16 protein-coding genes and 1 riboswitch are annotated in these 17,034 nt (G+C 60.4%); of the genes, 7 read left to right on the top strand and 9 right to left on the bottom strand.

What is annotated here, in order from left to right; translation table 11 throughout:
• The first annotated feature begins 74 nt into the window (after positions 1-74).
• Positions 75-692 (top strand): PAQR family membrane homeostasis protein TrhA, encoded by a 618-nt coding sequence (gene trhA, locus AC3WK5_RS23935; RefSeq protein WP_054594446.1) that lies wholly within the window; start codon positions 75-77, stop codon positions 690-692.
• Positions 693-782: 90 nt separating this feature from the next.
• On the opposite strand, the gene AC3WK5_RS23930 is transcribed toward trhA, so the two are convergent.
• Complete coding sequence (locus AC3WK5_RS23930; protein WP_054594445.1) at positions 783-1,694, bottom strand: LysR family transcriptional regulator; 912 nt, start codon at positions 1,692-1,694, stop codon at positions 783-785.
• 107 nt (positions 1,695-1,801) lie between these two features.
• Between AC3WK5_RS23930 and AC3WK5_RS23925 the strand changes: the two genes are divergently transcribed.
• The 3 genes from AC3WK5_RS23925 to AC3WK5_RS23915 are packed head-to-tail and all read left to right on the top strand — an operon-like array spanning position 1,802 to position 4,353.
• Positions 1,802-3,043, top strand: coding sequence for a D-amino acid dehydrogenase (locus tag AC3WK5_RS23925; RefSeq protein ID WP_103316747.1), 1,242 nt, complete (start codon positions 1,802-1,804; stop codon positions 3,041-3,043).
• A 27-nt stretch (positions 3,044-3,070) separates the two neighbouring features.
• A complete protein-coding gene (locus AC3WK5_RS23920; protein WP_103316745.1) occupies positions 3,071-3,421 on the top strand; it encodes a RidA family protein in 351 nt (116 codons plus the stop codon).
• Positions 3,422-3,450: 29 nt separating this feature from the next.
• Entirely contained in the window at positions 3,451-4,353 is a 903-nt protein-coding gene (locus tag AC3WK5_RS23915) for a transporter substrate-binding domain-containing protein (protein ID WP_103316743.1), read from the top strand.
• 110 nt (positions 4,354-4,463) lie between these two features.
• Here the strand turns inward: AC3WK5_RS23915 and AC3WK5_RS23910 are convergent, their stop codons facing one another.
• Positions 4,464-5,183 carry a 16S rRNA (uracil(1498)-N(3))-methyltransferase gene (locus AC3WK5_RS23910; protein ID WP_103316741.1) on the bottom strand — a complete coding sequence of 240 codons (720 nt, stop codon included), beginning with the start codon at positions 5,181-5,183 and terminating at the stop codon, positions 4,464-4,466.
• Positions 5,184-5,389: 206 nt separating this feature from the next.
• Entirely contained in the window at positions 5,390-6,796 is a 1,407-nt protein-coding gene (locus tag AC3WK5_RS23905; protein WP_103316739.1) for an adenosylmethionine--8-amino-7-oxononanoate transaminase, read from the bottom strand.
• A gap of 322 nt (positions 6,797-7,118) precedes the next feature.
• Between AC3WK5_RS23905 and AC3WK5_RS23900 the strand changes: the two genes are divergently transcribed.
• Together AC3WK5_RS23900 and AC3WK5_RS23895 are read left to right on the top strand one after the other, a co-directional pair.
• A complete protein-coding gene (locus tag AC3WK5_RS23900) occupies positions 7,119-7,670 on the top strand; it encodes a cytochrome b (RefSeq protein WP_103316736.1) in 552 nt (183 codons plus the stop codon).
• Between the two features lie 31 nt (positions 7,671-7,701).
• On the top strand, positions 7,702-8,280 hold the full coding sequence (locus AC3WK5_RS23895; protein ID WP_054594438.1) for a YceI family protein: 579 nt from the start codon (positions 7,702-7,704) through the stop codon (positions 8,278-8,280).
• Between the two features lie 66 nt (positions 8,281-8,346).
• Here the strand turns inward: AC3WK5_RS23895 and rhlE2 are convergent, their stop codons facing one another.
• The 5 genes from rhlE2 to ahcY all read right to left on the bottom strand — a co-directional run bounded on the left by rhlE2 (position 8,347) and on the right by ahcY (position 14,925).
• The gene (gene rhlE2, locus AC3WK5_RS23890; RefSeq protein ID WP_054594437.1) at positions 8,347-10,206 is read right to left on the bottom strand and encodes an RNA helicase RhlE2; all 1,860 of its coding nucleotides are present in this window, start codon (positions 10,204-10,206) and stop codon (positions 8,347-8,349) included.
• Between the two features lie 227 nt (positions 10,207-10,433).
• Positions 10,434-11,249: a substrate-binding periplasmic protein gene (locus tag AC3WK5_RS23885; RefSeq protein ID WP_103316733.1), complete on the bottom strand. Its 816-nt coding sequence runs from the start codon at positions 11,247-11,249 to the stop codon at positions 10,434-10,436.
• Positions 11,250-11,306: 57 nt separating this feature from the next.
• Positions 11,307-12,389 (bottom strand): hypothetical protein, encoded by a 1,083-nt coding sequence (locus AC3WK5_RS23880; protein ID WP_103316731.1) that lies wholly within the window; start codon positions 12,387-12,389, stop codon positions 11,307-11,309.
• Positions 12,390-12,476: 87 nt separating this feature from the next.
• Positions 12,477-13,322 (bottom strand): methylenetetrahydrofolate reductase [NAD(P)H], encoded by an 846-nt coding sequence (gene metF, locus AC3WK5_RS23875; protein WP_103316729.1) that lies wholly within the window; start codon positions 13,320-13,322, stop codon positions 12,477-12,479.
• A gap of 193 nt (positions 13,323-13,515) precedes the next feature.
• Positions 13,516-14,925, bottom strand: a complete 1,410-nt coding sequence (gene ahcY / locus AC3WK5_RS23870; RefSeq protein ID WP_103316727.1) for an adenosylhomocysteinase — start codon at positions 14,923-14,925, stop codon at positions 13,516-13,518.
• Positions 14,926-14,947: 22 nt separating this feature from the next.
• Positions 14,948-15,050: riboswitch (S-adenosyl-L-homocysteine riboswitch) on the bottom strand.
• A 198-nt stretch (positions 15,051-15,248) separates the two neighbouring features.
• Here ahcY and AC3WK5_RS23865 point away from each other — a divergent pair.
• Positions 15,249-15,653, top strand: coding sequence for an acyl-CoA thioesterase (locus tag AC3WK5_RS23865; RefSeq protein ID WP_103316724.1), 405 nt, complete (start codon positions 15,249-15,251; stop codon positions 15,651-15,653).
• 185 nt (positions 15,654-15,838) lie between these two features.
• Here the strand turns inward: AC3WK5_RS23865 and AC3WK5_RS23860 are convergent, their stop codons facing one another.
• Positions 15,839-17,008 (bottom strand): MFS transporter, encoded by a 1,170-nt coding sequence (locus AC3WK5_RS23860; protein WP_103316722.1) that lies wholly within the window; start codon positions 17,006-17,008, stop codon positions 15,839-15,841.
• Positions 17,009-17,034 lie beyond the last annotated feature (26 nt).

Genomic DNA, 17,034 nt, shown 5'->3' with positions numbered 1-17,034 from the left:
TGAAACATTGCACACCCAGGCTACAAGCCTGAGGCTTGTGCGATGTAGCAGTGATTTTTTGAGGTTGGAGACGCATGTATCACGGAGAAAAATTCAACGCCTGGAGCCATTTGTTCGGGGCGGTTGCGGCGTGTGTCGGGGCGGTCTGGTTGTTGGTGATTGCCAGTTTGGACGGTAGCCCCTGGAAGATTGTCAGCGTGGCGATTTACGGGTTTACCTTGCTGGTGCTGTACAGCGTTTCGACGGTTTATCACAGCGTGCGCGGGCGGGCGAAGGTGATCATGCAGAAGGTCGATCACCTGTCGATCTACCTGCTGATCGCTGGCAGTTACACGCCATTTTGTCTGGTGACTTTGCGCGGACCGTGGGGCTGGACCTTGTTCGGGATTGTCTGGGGGCTGGCGGTGATCGGCATGCTGCAAGAGATCAAGCCGCGCTCCGAGGCGCGGATTCTGTCGATTGTGATCTACGCGGTGATGGGCTGGATCGTGCTGGTGGCGGTCAAGCCGCTGCTGGCGGCGTTGGGCACTGTCGGTTTTGCCTGGCTGGCGGCGGGCGGGGTGTTTTATACCGTCGGCATTATCTTCTTCGCCCTCGACAGCCGACTGCGCCACGCCCACGGCATCTGGCACCTGTTCGTCATCGCCGGCAGTTTGCTGCACTTCGTGGCGATCCTGTTTTACGTCTTGTGAAGCAAAAGATCGCAGCCTGCGGCAGCTCCTACACCGAACGCGTTGCTCTGTAGGCGCTGTCGCAGGCTGCGATCTTTTAGCTGGTGCTCATCAACGATCCACCAACCGATCCAGTTGCTCCTGTGCGCGCGTGCTGAAGATCGTCAGCAAATCGCTCAGGGTGTGCGGCGGTGGCTCGTCAACGCGGGTCACGGCGTACAAAGTGATCGGCAACGGCGGCGCCAATGGCCGGATGGTCGTAGTCCTCGGTGAGGCACCGAGGGCTGTGAACGGGTCGATGACCGCCAGCCCGGCACCGGATTCGACCATGGCCCGCGCCAATGAATAGGTCTGCACGGAGATGCTGACCCGTGGCGGTGGCTCGACGGCTTTCAGGTAACTGTCGAGCCTGGCGGACAACGGATCGGCGCTGGACAGACCAATCAAAGGCGCATCGGCCAAGGCCATCAATGGCAGTGGCTTGCCTTGGTCTGCCTCAGGCCAGTAACCGCTCGGCGCCAACGCTACCAGCACCCCACAGGCCAACGCCTGGGCCTTGAGCCCTGGGTGGTCGGGTTGTTGCAGGGTCAGCGCGACATCGATTTCACGCATCAGCAGGTTCTGCATCAATTCGCGGCTGTGGGCGCTGGACAGTTCGCAGACGATGTCCGGGTAACGCCGGGTCCACTCGTTGACCGCCGGCGGCAGTAGCGACAGGGCCAGCGCCGGTGTCGCGCCGATCCGCAGGCTGTGGCCCGGCTCGCGGCGCAGGCTCTGGGCCAGGCGTCGTACTCCTTGCAGGCTTTCAGTGACCTTGTCGACCTCGCGCTCCAGTTCCAGTGCTTCAGGCGTAGCCTGCAATTTACCACGCACCCGCAAAAACAGCGGGAAGCCCAGTTGTTGCTCGGCGTGCTGCAACACCTTGGTCACCGCAGGCTGCGAGACGTGCAGTAATTGCGCGGCGCCGCTGACCGAACCGGTCTGGCGGATGGCCTGGAAAATCTCGATGTGTCGAAGGCGCATGGCGATTCCATAACCTTTGCTTATGGGTCAGGCATCTTTATTCATTGTTCGGCGCCTGTCACCTGGCTCTAACCTCAGGCTCGTCTCAACAATGGCTAAGGACTGACATGGCTCAGCGAGTTTGCATCATCGGCGGTGGGGTGATTGGCCTGACAACGGCTTACGCGCTGGTTCGCGATGGCTTTGAGGTGACGGTGGTCGAGGCCCGTGACTCGCTGGGCAGCGAAACCAGTTTTGCCAACGGCGGCCAATTATCCTATCGCTACGTTGCGCCGCTGGCCGATGCCGGCGTGCCGTTACAGGCCATCGGCTGGATGCTGCGAGGGGATTCGCCGCTGAAGCTGCGCATGCGTTTCGACCCGGCGCAGTGGCGCTGGATGGCGTCCTTCCTTGGTGCTTGCCGGACCTCGGTGAATCGCCAGAATGCGGCCCATTTGCTACGTCTGGCGCTATTGAGCCAGACCACCCTGCAAGGCTGGCGCGAAGAGGACTCGCTGGACGGCTTCAATTGGCGGCGCAACGGCAAACTGGTGACCTTTCGCCAGGCTGCGAGCTTCGAGCATGCCCGCAACAGCCTCGTCGATCCACAGCAACAGCAAGTGTTGTCGCCAGCTGAAAGCGCGCGTCTTGAGCCAGCGCTGGCTGATGCTGCGTTTGTCGGGGCGATTTATACCCCGGACGAAGAGGTGGGCGACTGCCACGCCTTCTGCCAGCAACTGATGAAGCGGCTGAAAGCCTCGGGCCGATGCGAGTTTCGGCTGGGGCGGGCGGTGACCGGGATTCGTCATGTCGACGGTGCGGTAAGCGCCATTGAATTGGCTGAGGAGGTGTTGCCGGTCGAACAACTGGTCATCGCCGCCGGCCACCGTAGCCCGTTGCTGGCACTGCCCGGTGTGCACCTGCCGCTGTATCCGCTCAAAGGTTATAGCCTGACGGTACCGATTGGTGCAGAGCATCGTGCCCCGGACCTGAGCATCACCGACTACGACCGCAAGATCGTCTATGCGCGGATCGGCGAGCAATTGCGGGTGGCGGCGATGGTCGACATCGTTGGCTTCGATCCGGCGCCGGATCCCAAGCGCCTGGCACTGATCAAGCGCCAGGCTTGCGACACGTTTCCGAATGCCGGCACCTACGACGCGGCTGTCGAATGGGCTGGTATGCGCCCGGCCACTCCCAGCGGCGTGCCGCTGTTGGGGGCGACGGCTTACCGCAACCTGTGGCTCAACCTCGGCCATGGCGCGTTGGGTTTCACCCTGGCGTGCGGCAGTGCCCGGGTGCTCAGCGAACTGATCGGCCAACGCAACCCTTCCATCGACCTGCAGGGTTTTACGCATCGTGCTGCCTGACCTCTCATCCATGCAAAGGAACGTCTCATGACCATCACTCGTATCAACAGCAACAGTCGTTTATCCGGCGCCGTGACCTTTGGCGAGTTGGTGTTTCTCTCCGGTCAGGTGCCGGGCGACAGCACCGATGTCTCAGGGCAGACCCGCGAGGTGCTGGAGAAGATCGACGCGTTGCTGGCCGAGGCGGGCAGCGACAAGGACCATCTGCTGAGCGCGACCATTTACCTGAAGGACATCGGCCAGGATTTTGCGGCGATGAATGACGTCTGGTCGGCCTGGCTGTCGCCGGGACACGCACCGAGTCGCACCACCTTGCAGGCTGAACTCGCACGCCCGCAGGTGCTGGTGGAAATCACCGTTATCGCTGCTCGCCGCTAAATAAACACCATCCACAACGGAGAATAACAATGCAAAAAATCACGTTGATCGGCTGCACCCTGGGCCTGCTGCTCGGGACTCAAGTCCAGGCGGCCGAGGCGCCGCTGACCGGCACCTTGAGCAAAATTGCCAGCGCCAACAGCATCACGCTGGGCTATCGCGATGCGTCGGTGCCGTTCTCTTATGTGGGGGATCAGTCGGGCCAGCCCATGGGTTACTCGGTGGACCTGGCGAACAAGATCGTCGAGCGTATCCAGCAGAAACTCGCGTTGCCGCAGCTCAAGGTGAAGTACAACCTCGTGACCTCGCAGACGCGGATCCCGCTGGTGCAGAACGGCACCGTAGACCTTGAATGCGGTTCTACCGGGGTGACCGCCGAGCGGCAAAAACAGGTGGCGTTTTCCTACGGGTTTATTTACGTCAAAGGCCAGTTACTCACGGCCAGCGACAGCGGCATCAAGAGCTTCGCCGACCTGCGCGGCAAGAGCGTGGTGACCACCGCCGGCACCACTAACGAGCGCTTTCTCAAAAGCTACAACGCCGACCACAAGATCGACATGTTCGTGATCAGTGCCAAGGATCACGGCGAAGCCTTCCAGATGTTGCAATCGGGCCGGGCAGCGGCGTTTTACATGGACGATGCACTGCTTTACGGCGAGCGCGCCAAGGCCCGTGATCCGCACAAGTGGGTGGTAGTTGGAGAAGAGCAGTCGCGGGAAATCTACAGCTGCATGGTGCGCAAGGATGATCCGCAATTCCTCGCGCTGGTCAACGGAGCCCTGGCGGACCTGTACAGCTCGGGTGAAATCAACGGCATCTACCAACGCTGGTTCGAACAGCCGATCCCGCCTAAAGGGCTGAACCTGGAGTTTCCGATGACCAGCGAGCTGAAAGCCATCATCGCCAAACCGGTAAGTGATCCGGTGGAATAAACGGCAAAAAGATCGCAGGCTTCGCCAGCTCCTACGGGGATCGCGTTCATCCGTAGGAGCTGGCGCAGGCTGCGATCTTTTCCAATCACCGCAAATCAGAAAAAGTGCGGTTAGAAATCCCCCCACAACTGCTGGGCCACGGCCAATGCCACCACCGGCGCGGTTTCGGTGCGCAGCACTCGTGGGCCGAGGCGGGCGGAGTGGAAGCCGGCGCTTTGAGCCTGATCGACTTCCACGTCCGACAACCCGCCTTCCGGGCCGATCAGGAACGCCAGTGTCGAAGGTTTTGCATGGCTGACCAGCGGCTCGGCCACCGGGTGCAGCACCAGCTTCAGTTCGGCCTCGGATTGTTTGAGCCAGTCGGCCAGCAACAGCGGCGGGTGGATCACCGGCACTCGCGAACGACCGCATTGTTCGCATGCACTGATAGCGACCTGACGCCAGTGTTGCAGGCGTTTGTCGGCGCGTTCGTCCTTGAGCCGGACTTCGCAACGGTCACTGAAAATCGGGGTGATTTCAGTCACGCCCAGTTCGGTGGCTTTCTGAATCGCCCAGTCCATCCGCTCACCGCGGGACAAACCCTGGCCCAGATGAATCTGCAACGGCGACTCGATTTGCCCGGCGAAGCTTTCCGTTAACGTCACGCGCACGCGTTTCTTGCCAACTTCCGCCAGCGTGCCGCGAAACTCCTGACCTGAACCGTCGAACACTTGCAGCGCATCGCCCTCGGCCATGCGCAGTACGCGACTGATGTAGTGCGCCTGAGCCTCTGGCAATTCATGCTCGCCGAGGCTCAAGGGGGCGTCGATGAAGAAGCGGGACAGTCTCATTCTGAGTTCTCTACTGAATCTGATGTTCGGCGTAGTAAGTTGGATCGAGTGGCACTTTGTGGCGAGGGGGCTTGCCCCCGTTGGGTCGCGAAGCGGCCCCAAATCTGCAACTCGGTTAGTTCAGGCACACCGAGTTGGCCGGGTTTACGACTGCTTCGCAGCCGAACGGGGGCAAGCCCCCTCGCCACAGGGTTACTCAGTGTCTGTTAGCCCGGATCGCGGAAGCCCGGATGGAAGTCCTTCGGCACTGCCACGCTGACCTTGTTGCTGGTGGCGATATCGATCCCTTCGCTGGCAACCGTGGCAAGGAAGTCGATCTGCTCGGGGGTGATCACGTAGGGCGGCAGGAAATACACCACGCTGCCCAACGGCCGCAACAGCGCGCCACGTTCCAGTGCGTGCTGGAACACTTTCAGCCCACGGCGTTCCTGCCAGGGATAAGCAGTTTTGCTCGCCTTGTCCTGAACCATTTCGATGGCCAGCACCATGCCGGTCTGACGTACTTCCGAAACATGCGGGTGGTCAGCCAGGTGCGCGGTCGAGCTGGCCATGCGTTGGGCGAGGGCCTTGTTATTCTCGATGACGTTGTCTTCTTCGAAGATATCCAGCGTCGCCAACGCCGCCGCACAGGCCAGCGGATTGCCGGTGTAGCTGTGGGAATGCAGGAAGGCGCGCAGGGTCGGATAGTCGTCGTAGAAAGCGCTGTAGACCTCATCCGTGGTGACGCACGCTGCCAGTGGCAGGTAACCGCCGGTCAGGGCTTTGGACAGGCACAGGAAGTCCGGGCGGATGCCGGCCTGTTCGCAGGCGAACATCGTCCCGGTGCGGCCGAAGCCGACGGCGATTTCATCGTGGATCAGGTGCACGCCGTAACGGTCACAGGCTTCGCGCAGCAGTTTCAGGTACACCGGGTGATACATGCGCATCCCGCCAGCACCCTGGATCAGCGGTTCGACGATCACTGCAGCAACGGTTTCGTGGTTTTCGGCGAGGGTCTGTTCCATCGCCGCGAACATGTTGCGCGAGTGTTCTTCCCAGCTCATGCCTTCGGGACGCAGGTAGCAGTCCGGGCTTGGCACCTTGATGGTGTCCAGCAGCAGCGCTTTATAGGTCTCAGTGAACAGCGGCACGTCGCCGACCGACATCGCGGCCATGGTTTCGCCGTGGTAGCTATTGGTCAGCGTGACGAAGCGCTTCTTGTTCGGCTGGCCGCGGTTGAGCCAGTAGTGAAAACTCATTTTCAGCGCCACTTCGATGCAGGACGACCCGTTATCGGCGTAGAAACACCGCGTCAGGCCTTCCGGCGTCATTTTCACCAGGCGTTCGGACAACTCGATCACCGGTTGATGGCTGAAGCCGGCGAGGATCACGTGTTCCAGTTGATCGACCTGGTCCTTGATCCGTTGGTTGATCCGCGGGTTGGCGTGGCCGAACACGTTGACCCACCAGGAGCTGACCGCGTCGAGGTAGCGTTTGCCTTCGAAGTCTTCGAGCCATACGCCTTCGCCGCGCTTGATCGGGATCAACGGCAGCTGTTCGTGGTCTTTCATCTGGGTGCAGGGATGCCACAGAACCGCGAGATCGCGCTGCATCCACTGATTATTCAAGCCCATTTTCACTCTCCTCGAGGCGGTCCGTGAGATGCGCGGACATACAATCGCGCAAGCCTATGCAATGCCGGGCGAGCGGACAACCTATTGTGGCGTTTGCGCATGGAAACGCAGGTGTGTTACGTGGTTGTATTGACGTGCACATACGCTGACAGGGCACGCTAGAGCGTCTGATGTTTGGGTCGCACGTTGGGGGTTAATCTTTCCTTAACCCACCCCTTTCAGACTCTTGATCGTATTTCTCGATATTTCAAAGCGAAATTTTCGGCTTTAAATCGATAGATAACTCGATAGTCTTGGTCGCAGTTCTTACAGGATTTGGGCAATGCAGCTACGTAACTCTTCCTCCCGCTATGGCGGGGTCAGCATCTTTCTGCACTGGGGCGTGGCGCTGGCGGTCTTCGGTCTGTTTGCTCTGGGCTTGTGGATGGTCGGTCTGGACTACTACAGCAACTGGCGCAAAGAAGCGCCGGACTTGCACAAAAGCATCGGCTTGACGCTGTTCGCGTTCTTGTCGTTGCGGGTGTTGTGGCGCTTTATCAGCCCACCGCCGCCGACGCTGCAAAGCTATAGCCGCATGACGCGCCTCGGCGCCAAGCTCGGTCACTCCTTCCTCTATCTCAGCCTGTTCGCGGTGATGATTGCCGGTTACCTGATTTCCACCGCAGACGGTGTCGGGATTCCGGTGTTTGGTCTGTTTGAAATTCCTGCGCTGATTTCCGGTCTACCGGACCAGGCAGACACCGCCGGTGCGATTCATCTGTATCTGGCCTGGGCGCTGGTGATTTTTTCCGGTCTCCATGCGCTGGCAGCACTGAAGCACCACTTTATCGACCGTGATGCGACCCTGACGCGAATGCTGGGACGCAAAGCCTGATGTTCAACCTCGACTCCAAGGAATAGAAAGCATGTTGAAAAAGACTCTCGCCGCTCTGGCAATCGGTACTGCTCTGTTGTCGGCAGGGCAAGCGATGGCCGCGGAATACAAGATCGACAAGGAAGGCAATCACGCTTTCGTCGACTTCAAGATCAGCCACCTGGGCTACAGCTTCATCCACGGTACTTTCAAGGACTGGGATGGTAAGTTCAGCTTCGACGCCAAAGCTCCAGAAGCCAGTAAAATCGACGTTGTGCTGAAAACCGCCAGCGTTGATACCAATCACGCTGAACGTGACAAGCACATCCGTACCCCGGACTTCCTGGACGCAGCGAAATACCCTGAAGCCAAGTTCGTTTCCACCAGTGTCAAATCCACTGGCGAAAAAACCGCTGACGTGACCGGCGACCTGACCCTGCACGGCGTGACCAAGCCAGTTGTGATCAAGGCAACCTTCAACGGCGAAGGCAAGGACCCATGGGGTGGCTACCGTGCCGGCTTCAACGGCACGACTACCCTGCAGTTGAGCGAGTTCGGCATCAAAGGCCCAGGTCCTACTTCCCAGACCCTGGACCTGGACATCACGTTTGAAGGTGTTCAAGCGAAATAATTTTCGCTGCTGACACAAAAACGCCCCTGATCGCGAGATCAGGGGCGTTTTTGTTAGCAGGAGAAATCAGCGGTTGCGGGTCAGCAACGCCGGTTTCTCGCCGCGTGGGCGGCTTGGCAGTTGATCGAGCTGCTCAGGCGTCGGGAAGCGATCAGCCTTGGACTCCTTGTGCATGATCTTCGGCTGCGTACCGCGCGGGTTCTGCACTGCGGGTTCCTGACGCGGCTGGTCGTCACGGGCCGGGCGGCGGTTGCGCGATTCCTCGCGACGGGCCTGGCCGTCACGTGGAGCACCGCTGCGTGGACCACTGCGCTTGGCAGGCGGGGTGCCAGTGCTGGCGCCGCTGCTGTTACGCGGACCGTTCTGGCGACCTTGTGGCTGGCCGGTGCGTGGAGCACCTGCACCAGCAGCGCCTTGTGCCGGAGCGCCCGGACGGCGGCCACGGCCTTGAGGGGCCTTCTGCTGCGGAACGTAGTCGACGCGGTTACCGAAGTTATCGATATCGTCGTCGAGGAACTCGTCCGGTGCGCGGTCAGCAGCGGCGCGGGGTGCCGGACGCTGCTGTTCGCGGGCCGGGGTGCCTTCACGCGGCTTTTGAGCCGGGCGTTCGCCACGGCCGGCAGCCGGTTTTTCCTTGCCGCCCTTGTCCTTGCCCTTGTCTTTACGACCGCCGCCACCGCCGCTGCCGTTTGGACCGTCGCCGCGTGGGCCGCGTGGATTGCGCGGGTTACGCACGTCCGGACGCTCGCGAACTTCTGGTTTCTCGGCTTCTACAGCGCTGGAATCAAAGCCCATCAGGTCGCCATCGGCGATTTTCTGCTTGGTCATGCGCTCGATGCTTTTCAGCAGTTTTTCTTCGTCCGGGGCAACCAGCGAGATCGCCTCGCCCGAACGACCGGCACGGCCGGTACGGCCGATACGGTGCACATAGTCTTCGTCGACGTTTGGCAGCTCGAAGTTGACCACGTGTGGCAGTTGGTCGATATCCAGGCCGCGAGCAGCGATATCGGTGGCCACCAGGATACGCACTTCGCCGGCCTTGAAGTCGGCCAGGGCTTTGGTGCGGGCGTTCTGGCTCTTGTTGCCGTGGATCGCGACGGCGCTCAGACCGTGTTTGTCCAGGTACTCGGCCAGGCGGTTGGCGCCGTGCTTGGTACGGGTGAACACCAGAACCTGTTCCCAGGCGCCGGCAGTAATCAGGTGCGCCAGCAACGAGCGCTTGTGGCTGGCGGCCAGACGGAACACCCGTTGCTCGATGCGCTCGACCGTGGTGTTCGGTGGCGTGACTTCGATGCGTTCCGGGTTGTGCAGCAACTTGCCGGCAAGGTCAGTGATGTCCTTGGAGAAGGTTGCCGAGAACAGCAGGTTCTGACGTTTGGCCGGCAGGCGGGCGAGGACTTTCTTCACGTCATGGACGAAGCCCATGTCGAGCATCCGGTCCGCTTCGTCCAGTACCAGGATTTCCACGTGGGACAGATCGACGCTGCCTTGGCCGGCCAGGTCGAGCAAACGGCCCGGGCAAGCCACCAGCACGTCGACACCGCGGGACATCGCCTGAACCTGTGGGTTCATGCCAACGCCGCCGAAAATGCAGGCACTGACGAATTTCAGGTCACGGGCGTAGACCTTGAAACTCTCGTGCACCTGGGCGGCCAGTTCGCGAGTCGGGGTCAGGACCAGGACGCGTGGTTGGCGCGGGCCGTGACGCTGGGATTTGTCCGGGTGACCGTTGGGGAACAAGCGCTCCAGAATCGGCAAGGCGAAACCGCCGGTTTTACCCGTACCTGTCTGCGCCGCAACCATCAAGTCGCGACCTTGCAACACGGCGGGAATGGCCCGCTGTTGCACCGGGGTAGGCTGGGTGTAGCCCGCTGCCTCGATGGCGCGGACTAAAGCCTCGGAGAGACCGAGGGAAGCAAAGGACATGAGTAATCCTGTTTTAGTTAGGGCTTGGCCCAATGGGATAGTCTTGCCTGGCGCGAATGGCGTTTATGGAGAAGCGCAATCGCGTCCGGTCCTGCTGGGGCTTGAAGGCTCATCTTCGAGTACTCGCGCGGGCTGAAAAGCTGCGCTGTAGCAGTGTCGGGATGCCTTAAACAAGACCGAGCGTCCGGGCGTAAGCCTGGCGGGAAGGCCGGAGTATAACAGAGCAATCACGGAGCGCTGCTTTCCTGCTGCTCAACGGTTTTCCCGTTGCTGGCTTGCGGCGTGATCTGTGTGGCGTCAGGTACCGGGCTGGCACCATAACGCGCACTCAATTGAGCGTAGGCCGGTTCGCGTTTGAAACGCTTGAGCTCGGCGCCGAAACGCTGCACCAGCAGGTCCATGCCGGCATTGCGGCGCAGGGCCAGGAACTGGCTTTGGTGACTGATGACCGTGGGGCTTTCGCTGATCTGGTCGCGCAGTTTCAAGGTGTCGAGCAGGGTTTGGCCAACCCGACGGTCGGTGATCAGCAGGTCGATACGACCGCGCTGCAGCTTGCCAAAGTTGGCTTCATGGGTCGGCGCAGGCTCGCGGGTGAACAGGGTCGAGTCCCTGAAGTCCTGGCTGTACAGGTAGCCGGGCGAGGTGCCGATGGTCAGGCCTCGCAGGTCTTCAAGGGTACGGAAGGGGTGAGGACGATCCTTGGCATAGAACAGCACGAACTCGACTTCCGAGAGTGGTTCGCTGGGATAGAGCAAGGTGGCGTCGCGTTCGCTGCTGTGGAAGATATCCAGCGCGCCGTCGGCCAACCCTTGATCAAGCATGGCCAGGCAGCGTTTCCATGGCAGGAACTGCCACTCCACCTCAATCCCCAGGCGCTGGAAGACGATCGCCGTGGTTTCGTAGTCCAGCCCGAGGGCCTGGCCGTTTTCCTCGTAGACGTAGGGCGCCCAGGGCTCGGTGACAATGCGCAGCTTCTCGCCCCGAGCGGTAAAGCTCAGGCAAGCAAAAAGCACGGCTGTCAGCAATTGGGCAATGACGGGCATCGCTGGAGATTACGACGAGAGCCGATGAAATAGCTAGAGGGCGGTCTAGCCCGAGGGTTAGTCGCCCTTTGTCTGAACCAGGTGCAAGTAGATGGCCTTGCGGCGTTCACCCAGCACCAGGCGAATCATCGGGTGGTTGAACCAGTGTTCGAGTTGATGATTTTCAAGGGGGATGTCGAGGCGCCGCTCGACGTTGTCACGAGCCTTTTCCCACCAAACTGGCGTGCAGGCCTGATCGAACGGGTTGGTGTGCTGGTAGCAGCCGTAGAGGATTTCACGCATGAACTGGCGCTGATGCCTGGGCAACGCCAGGGTCACGATTTTATAGGCCAGACGCTGGAGCGTTGGTGGTCGCGGCAGCGTCGCGGTCACCAGGCGGGTTTCATCCAGCGCGAAGGTGCTGATCGGGTCGGCACCATGCTTGTCCAGCCATGCATTGATCTTGGCGCGAAACAGCTGCTTGCGGCTCCAGTAATGATGGATCAGGTCCGGACACTCGCGCACCTGCGTTGTGCGGTAGGCCGCTACCGACAGGCAGAACTCTTCAAGGGTATAGGCGCCTTGCGCCAGAGGGTACAGCTCATCCATCAAGGCGATCGAATGATCGAGAACGCCGGCATCGACGCGATCAAGGCCGATGACTCCCGAGTTCAGCAGCGGCATCTGGTCATCCGCCAGCTGTCTTTGCTGCAGTACGCCAGCCAGTGTCCGATACAACCCCGCCTCTTTGTTGCTGCCGTATTGCAATCCAAAGGCATTGCACAGCAGGGTGCCCGGCTTGACGCGACGGAACAGTTCCAGCGGTGAGCAGTGGAAGAATGTATCCGTGTCGATCAGCAGCGCACGCTCGGACTCGCGCAACACCTGCTGCATCACCACGTGCTTGGCGCGAAAGTGATAACCATGCGGAGCGATCCACGCCTGACGGGTGCTTTCATCCAGCTCTCGAACCCGAACCGGCAAGTCGCGGTAAGGCGCTGGGTTGTCGGTGAAAACCTGGATGTCCAAGCTTTCGCCTGGTGTTTCGCGCAACCCTGCCAAGGCACTGGCGATACTGAACACTGCTTCCTGGTGGTAGGTGTTGGCACCGTAAACCAGATAAATCAGTTGAGGGTTTGTGGCTGGGGTAATGGTGGACATCTACTGCGATCATCCCTGGCGAATTGGGAGAATGAAAAAAAAGGCCCTGGGTTTTGCCAGGGCCTTGTTCTGAATGCTACGCCTGTTTCAGCGTGGCAGTTTCAGATTGTTCCAGACGGCCAGGCTAGGTTCGGCCTGGTTCAGGGTATAGAAATGCAGCCCTGGTGCACCGCCTTGCAACAAGCGTTCACACATTTCGGTGATCACCTGCTCGCCGAAACCCTGAATGCTTTGGGTGTCGTCACCGTAGGCTTCCAGCTGTTTGCGGATCCAGCGCGGGATTTCCGCACCGCAGGCGTCGGAGAAGCGTGCCAGCTTGCTGTAGTTGGTGATCGGCATGATGCCCGGAACAACCGGGATGTTCACGCCCATCGCCTGTACACGCTCGACGAAGTAGAAATAGCTGTCGGCGTTGAAGAAGTACTGGGTGATCGCACTGTTGGCGCCGGCGTTGGCCTTGCGCACGAAATTGGTGAGGTCGTCTTCGAAGTTGCGTGCTTGCGGGTGCATTTCCGGGTAAGCGGCGACTTCGATGTGGAAGTGATCGCCGGTCTCTTCACGAATGAAGCTCACCAGGTCATTGGCATGGCGCATTTCGCCGCTGGCCATGCCCATGCCTGAAGGCAGGTCACCGCGCAAAGCAACGATCCGCTTGATGCCGGCCGCCTTGTATTGAGCCAGCAGGCCGCGCAAGTCAGCCTTGCTGTCGCCAACGCAAGACAAATGCGGTGCGGCAGGGACTTTGACTTCGCTTTCGAGCTGCAACACGGTGTTGAGGGTGCGATCACGGGTCGAACCACCAGCGCCATAGGTGCAGGAGAAGAAATCCGGGTTGTACGTGGCCAACTGACGGGCAGTGGCGATGAGCTTTTCATGCCCGGCATCGGTCTTCGTAGGGAAGAACTCGAAGCTGTAGCGGCGGTCTTGGGACATAGGAATACCCTTTGAAACTCGTAAGCCTTGTAGGCGCCGCGCTCACTGTAGGAGCAAAGCTTGCTTGCGATGCAAGCGCCGCGGTGTTTCAGGAACACCGTGGTGATGCTATCGCGAGCAAGCTTTGCTCCTGCAGTAAACAGGGCTCCTACATAAGCCCGCTCCCACAGGGGGAGCGGACAGTCTGTGCCTATCAGTAGCGGTAAGCGTGCGGCTTGAACGGGCCTTCGACGGTCACGCCGATGTATTCAGCCTGTTGCTTGGTCAGTTGAGTGACCACGCCACCGAAACCGCGGACCATTTCCAGAGCCACTTCTTCGTCGAGTTTCTTCGGCAGTACTTCAACGGTCAGGCGCTCGGCTTTCTGGGCTGGCGACAGGTCGGCGTACTTCTGGCCGAACAGGAAGATCTGTGCCAGAACCTGGTTGGCAAACGAACCGTCCATGATGCGGCTTGGGTGGCCAGTGGCGTTGCCCAGGTTAACCAGACGGCCTTCGGCCAGCAGGATCAGGTAGTCGTCGTTCTGTGGGTCGAAATCGCCCGCGCCAGTACGGTGAACCTTGTGAACCTGTGGCTTCACTTCTTCCCATGCCCAGTTCTTGCGCATGAAAGCAGTGTCGATTTCGTTGTCGAAGTGACCGATGTTGCAGACAACGGCGCGCTTCTTCAGGGCTTTGAGCATGTTCGCGTCGCAAACATTGACGTTGCCGGTGGTGGTCACGATCAGGTCGATCTTGCCCAGCAGGGCCTTGTCGATGCTCGCTTCAGTACCGTTGTTGATACCGTCGATGAACGGCGAAACCAGTTCGAAACCGTCCATGCAGGCTTGCATGGCGCAGATCGGGTCAACTTCGGAGACCTTGACGATCATGCCTTCCTGACGCAGGGACTGGGCCGAACCCTTGCCCACGTCACCGTAACCGATGACCAGCGCTTGCTTGCCGGACAACAGGTGGTCGGTGCCGCGCTTGATCGCGTCGTTCAGGCTGTGACGGCAGCCGTACTTGTTGTCGTTCTTGCTCTTGGTCACCGAGTCATTGACGTTGATGGCCGGGATTTTCAGCTCGCCCTTGGCCAGCATGTCCAGCAGACGGTGAACGCCGGTGGTGGTTTCTTCGGTGACGCCGTGAACGCGGTCCAGTACTTGTGGGTACTTCTTGTGCAGCAGCTCGGTCAGGTCGCCGCCATCGTCGAGGATCATGTTGGCATCCCAAGGCTGGCCATCCTTGAGGATGGTTTGCTCCAGGCACCACTCGTACTCTTCTTCAGTCTCGCCCTTCCAGGCGAATACCGGGATGCCGGCAGCGGCGATCGAAGCGGCGGCCTGATCCTGAGTCGAGAAAATGTTGCAGGACGACCAGCGTACTTCGGCACCCAGGGCAACCAGGGTTTCGATCAGCACGGCAGTCTGAATGGTCATGTGGATGCAGCCGAGAATCTTCGCGCCCTTGAGCGGTTGCTCGACGGAGTACTTGCGGCGCAGACCCATCAGGGCCGGCATTTCCGATTCGGCGATGATGGTTTCGCGACGGCCCCAGGCAGCCAGGGACATGTCGGCAACTTTGTAGTCGTTAAAATCTGCAGGCGTGATAACAGCGCTCATGAAGAGCCTCCATTCGTAAGTATGCGAATGGGCGCCGTTGTGCGTTTAGTGTCCAGCCGATCATGGCCGGGCAACGCCCCATCCGAGCCTGACAGGTCGAACCTGCTGCAGCGCCCCTCGGACAGGTGGCGGGAAAACGGTATCAATCGAAGATGACCGTTTTGAAACGGGGGCGATTATAGCCGTCTGGGCCAGACTTCCAAAGGGTTTCTGTCGGCCAGATGAAGATCGCTAATGGCGACCATAGTCGAAGCCTCATGGAGCATGACTGCCTGGTCTGCCATGATGGCCGGCATTAATCGGCAAGACGGTCAGGAGCGAGCATGAATTTCCACACCCGCAAATGGGTAAAACCCGAAGACCTCAACCCCAACGGCACGCTGTTCGGCGGTAGCCTGCTGCGCTGGATCGACGAAGAAGCGGCGATCTATGCGATCGTCCAGTTGGGTAACCAGCGTGTGGTCACCAAGTACATTTCCGAAATCAACTTCGTCAGCGCCTCGCGCCAGGGCGACATCATCGAACTGGGTATCACCGCTACCGAATTCGGTCGTACCTCGATCACCCTGACGTGCGAGGTGCGCAACAAGATCACCCGCAAAAGCATCCTGACGGTCGAGAAGATGGTCTTCGTCAACCTGGGTGAAGACGGCTTGCCGACGCCCCATGGCCGGACCGAGATCAAGTACGTCAAGGACCAGTTCCAGGATGACCCCGCCGTCGAATGACCATGCTCTTTGTGGCGAGGGGGCTTGCCCCCGTTGGGGCGCGTAGCGGCCCTGAAATCGGCTTTCGAGGTGCGTCAGGAAACCGCATCACCCGGTTTGCGACTGCTTCGCAGCCGAACGGGGGCAAGCCCCCTCGCCACAGGTTTGTGCAGGACGCGCGATGGTGGTCGGGCGGGGCGCGTCGATTAGCCGGGGACGTTGGCTGTCACTGCGCTGCGGCGTTGCAGGTAGATAAAGAACAGCGCCGTCAGCACGGTCAAGCCGCTGACCAGTGCGCCGGTCCATGGCAGGTCTGCAAGGTTGGCGCCGCTGGCGACGACCAGTCCGCCGATCCACGCTCCGGCGGCATTGCCCAGGTTGAAGGCGCTCTGGTTTAGCGTCGAACCCAGGTTCGGCGCCTCATGAGCCTGGTCGATGATCAGCAGTTGCAGGATCGGGCATAGTGCGAAGGCGAACACACCCCACAGTACAAGGGTGATGGCGGCCGGGATCACCGAGTGGCTGGTCTGGCTGAATGCGGCCAGCACCAGCACGACCGCGAGGGCCATGCCGACTAATGACGGCAGCAAACGGCTGTCGGCCAAGCGTCCGCCGAGCATGCTGCCAGCGGTCAAACCCACACCGAACAACAACAGCATGATGGTTACGCCGTGCGGGCTGACGCCGGTGATGTCCTGCAGGATCGGTGCTATGTAGGTGAAGACACTGAACAGGCTGGTCGACGCCAGCACGCTCATGCCCAACGCCAGCAGCACATTGGTTTTGCCCAGTACCTTGAATTCGCTGGCCAGATTGGCTTTGTCCATGGCGATCTCTTTCGGCAACCAGACCCACTGGGCGATGGCCGCGATCACGCCGATCACCGACACCGCCCAGAAGGTCGAGCGCCAGCCGGCGTATTGCCCGAGCGCGGTGCCCAGCGGTACGCCGAGTACGTTGGCGAGGGTCAGGCCGGTGAACATCATCGCAATTGCCTGGGCGCGTTTGTTCGGTGCCACTAAACCTGCAGCGACCACTGAACCGATGCCGAAGAATGCGCCGTGGCACAACGCAGTAATCACCCGTGCGGCCATCAATGTGGCGTAGTTCGGGGCGAGCGCACAGAGCATGTTGCCAAGGATGAACATCAGCGTCATGCCCAGCAGCGTGGCTTTGCGCGGCATGTTGGCGGTGCCGATCGCGAGGATCGGCGCGCCGAACACCACGCCCAGGGCATAGCCGGTAATCAGCAGGCCAGCCTCGGGGATGCTCACGGCGAGGTCGCGGGCGACATCGGGCAGCAAGCCCATGATGACGAATTCAGTGGTGCCGATGCCGAAGGCGGCAACAGCCAGTGCAAGCAAGGCGAGTGGCATGCGCAAGGTCTCTGTCGGTAGTCTTG

This window comes from Pseudomonas sp. FW306-02-D09B (genome assembly GCF_058782685.1).
This window is presented reverse-complemented; position numbering and strand designations above follow the sequence as displayed.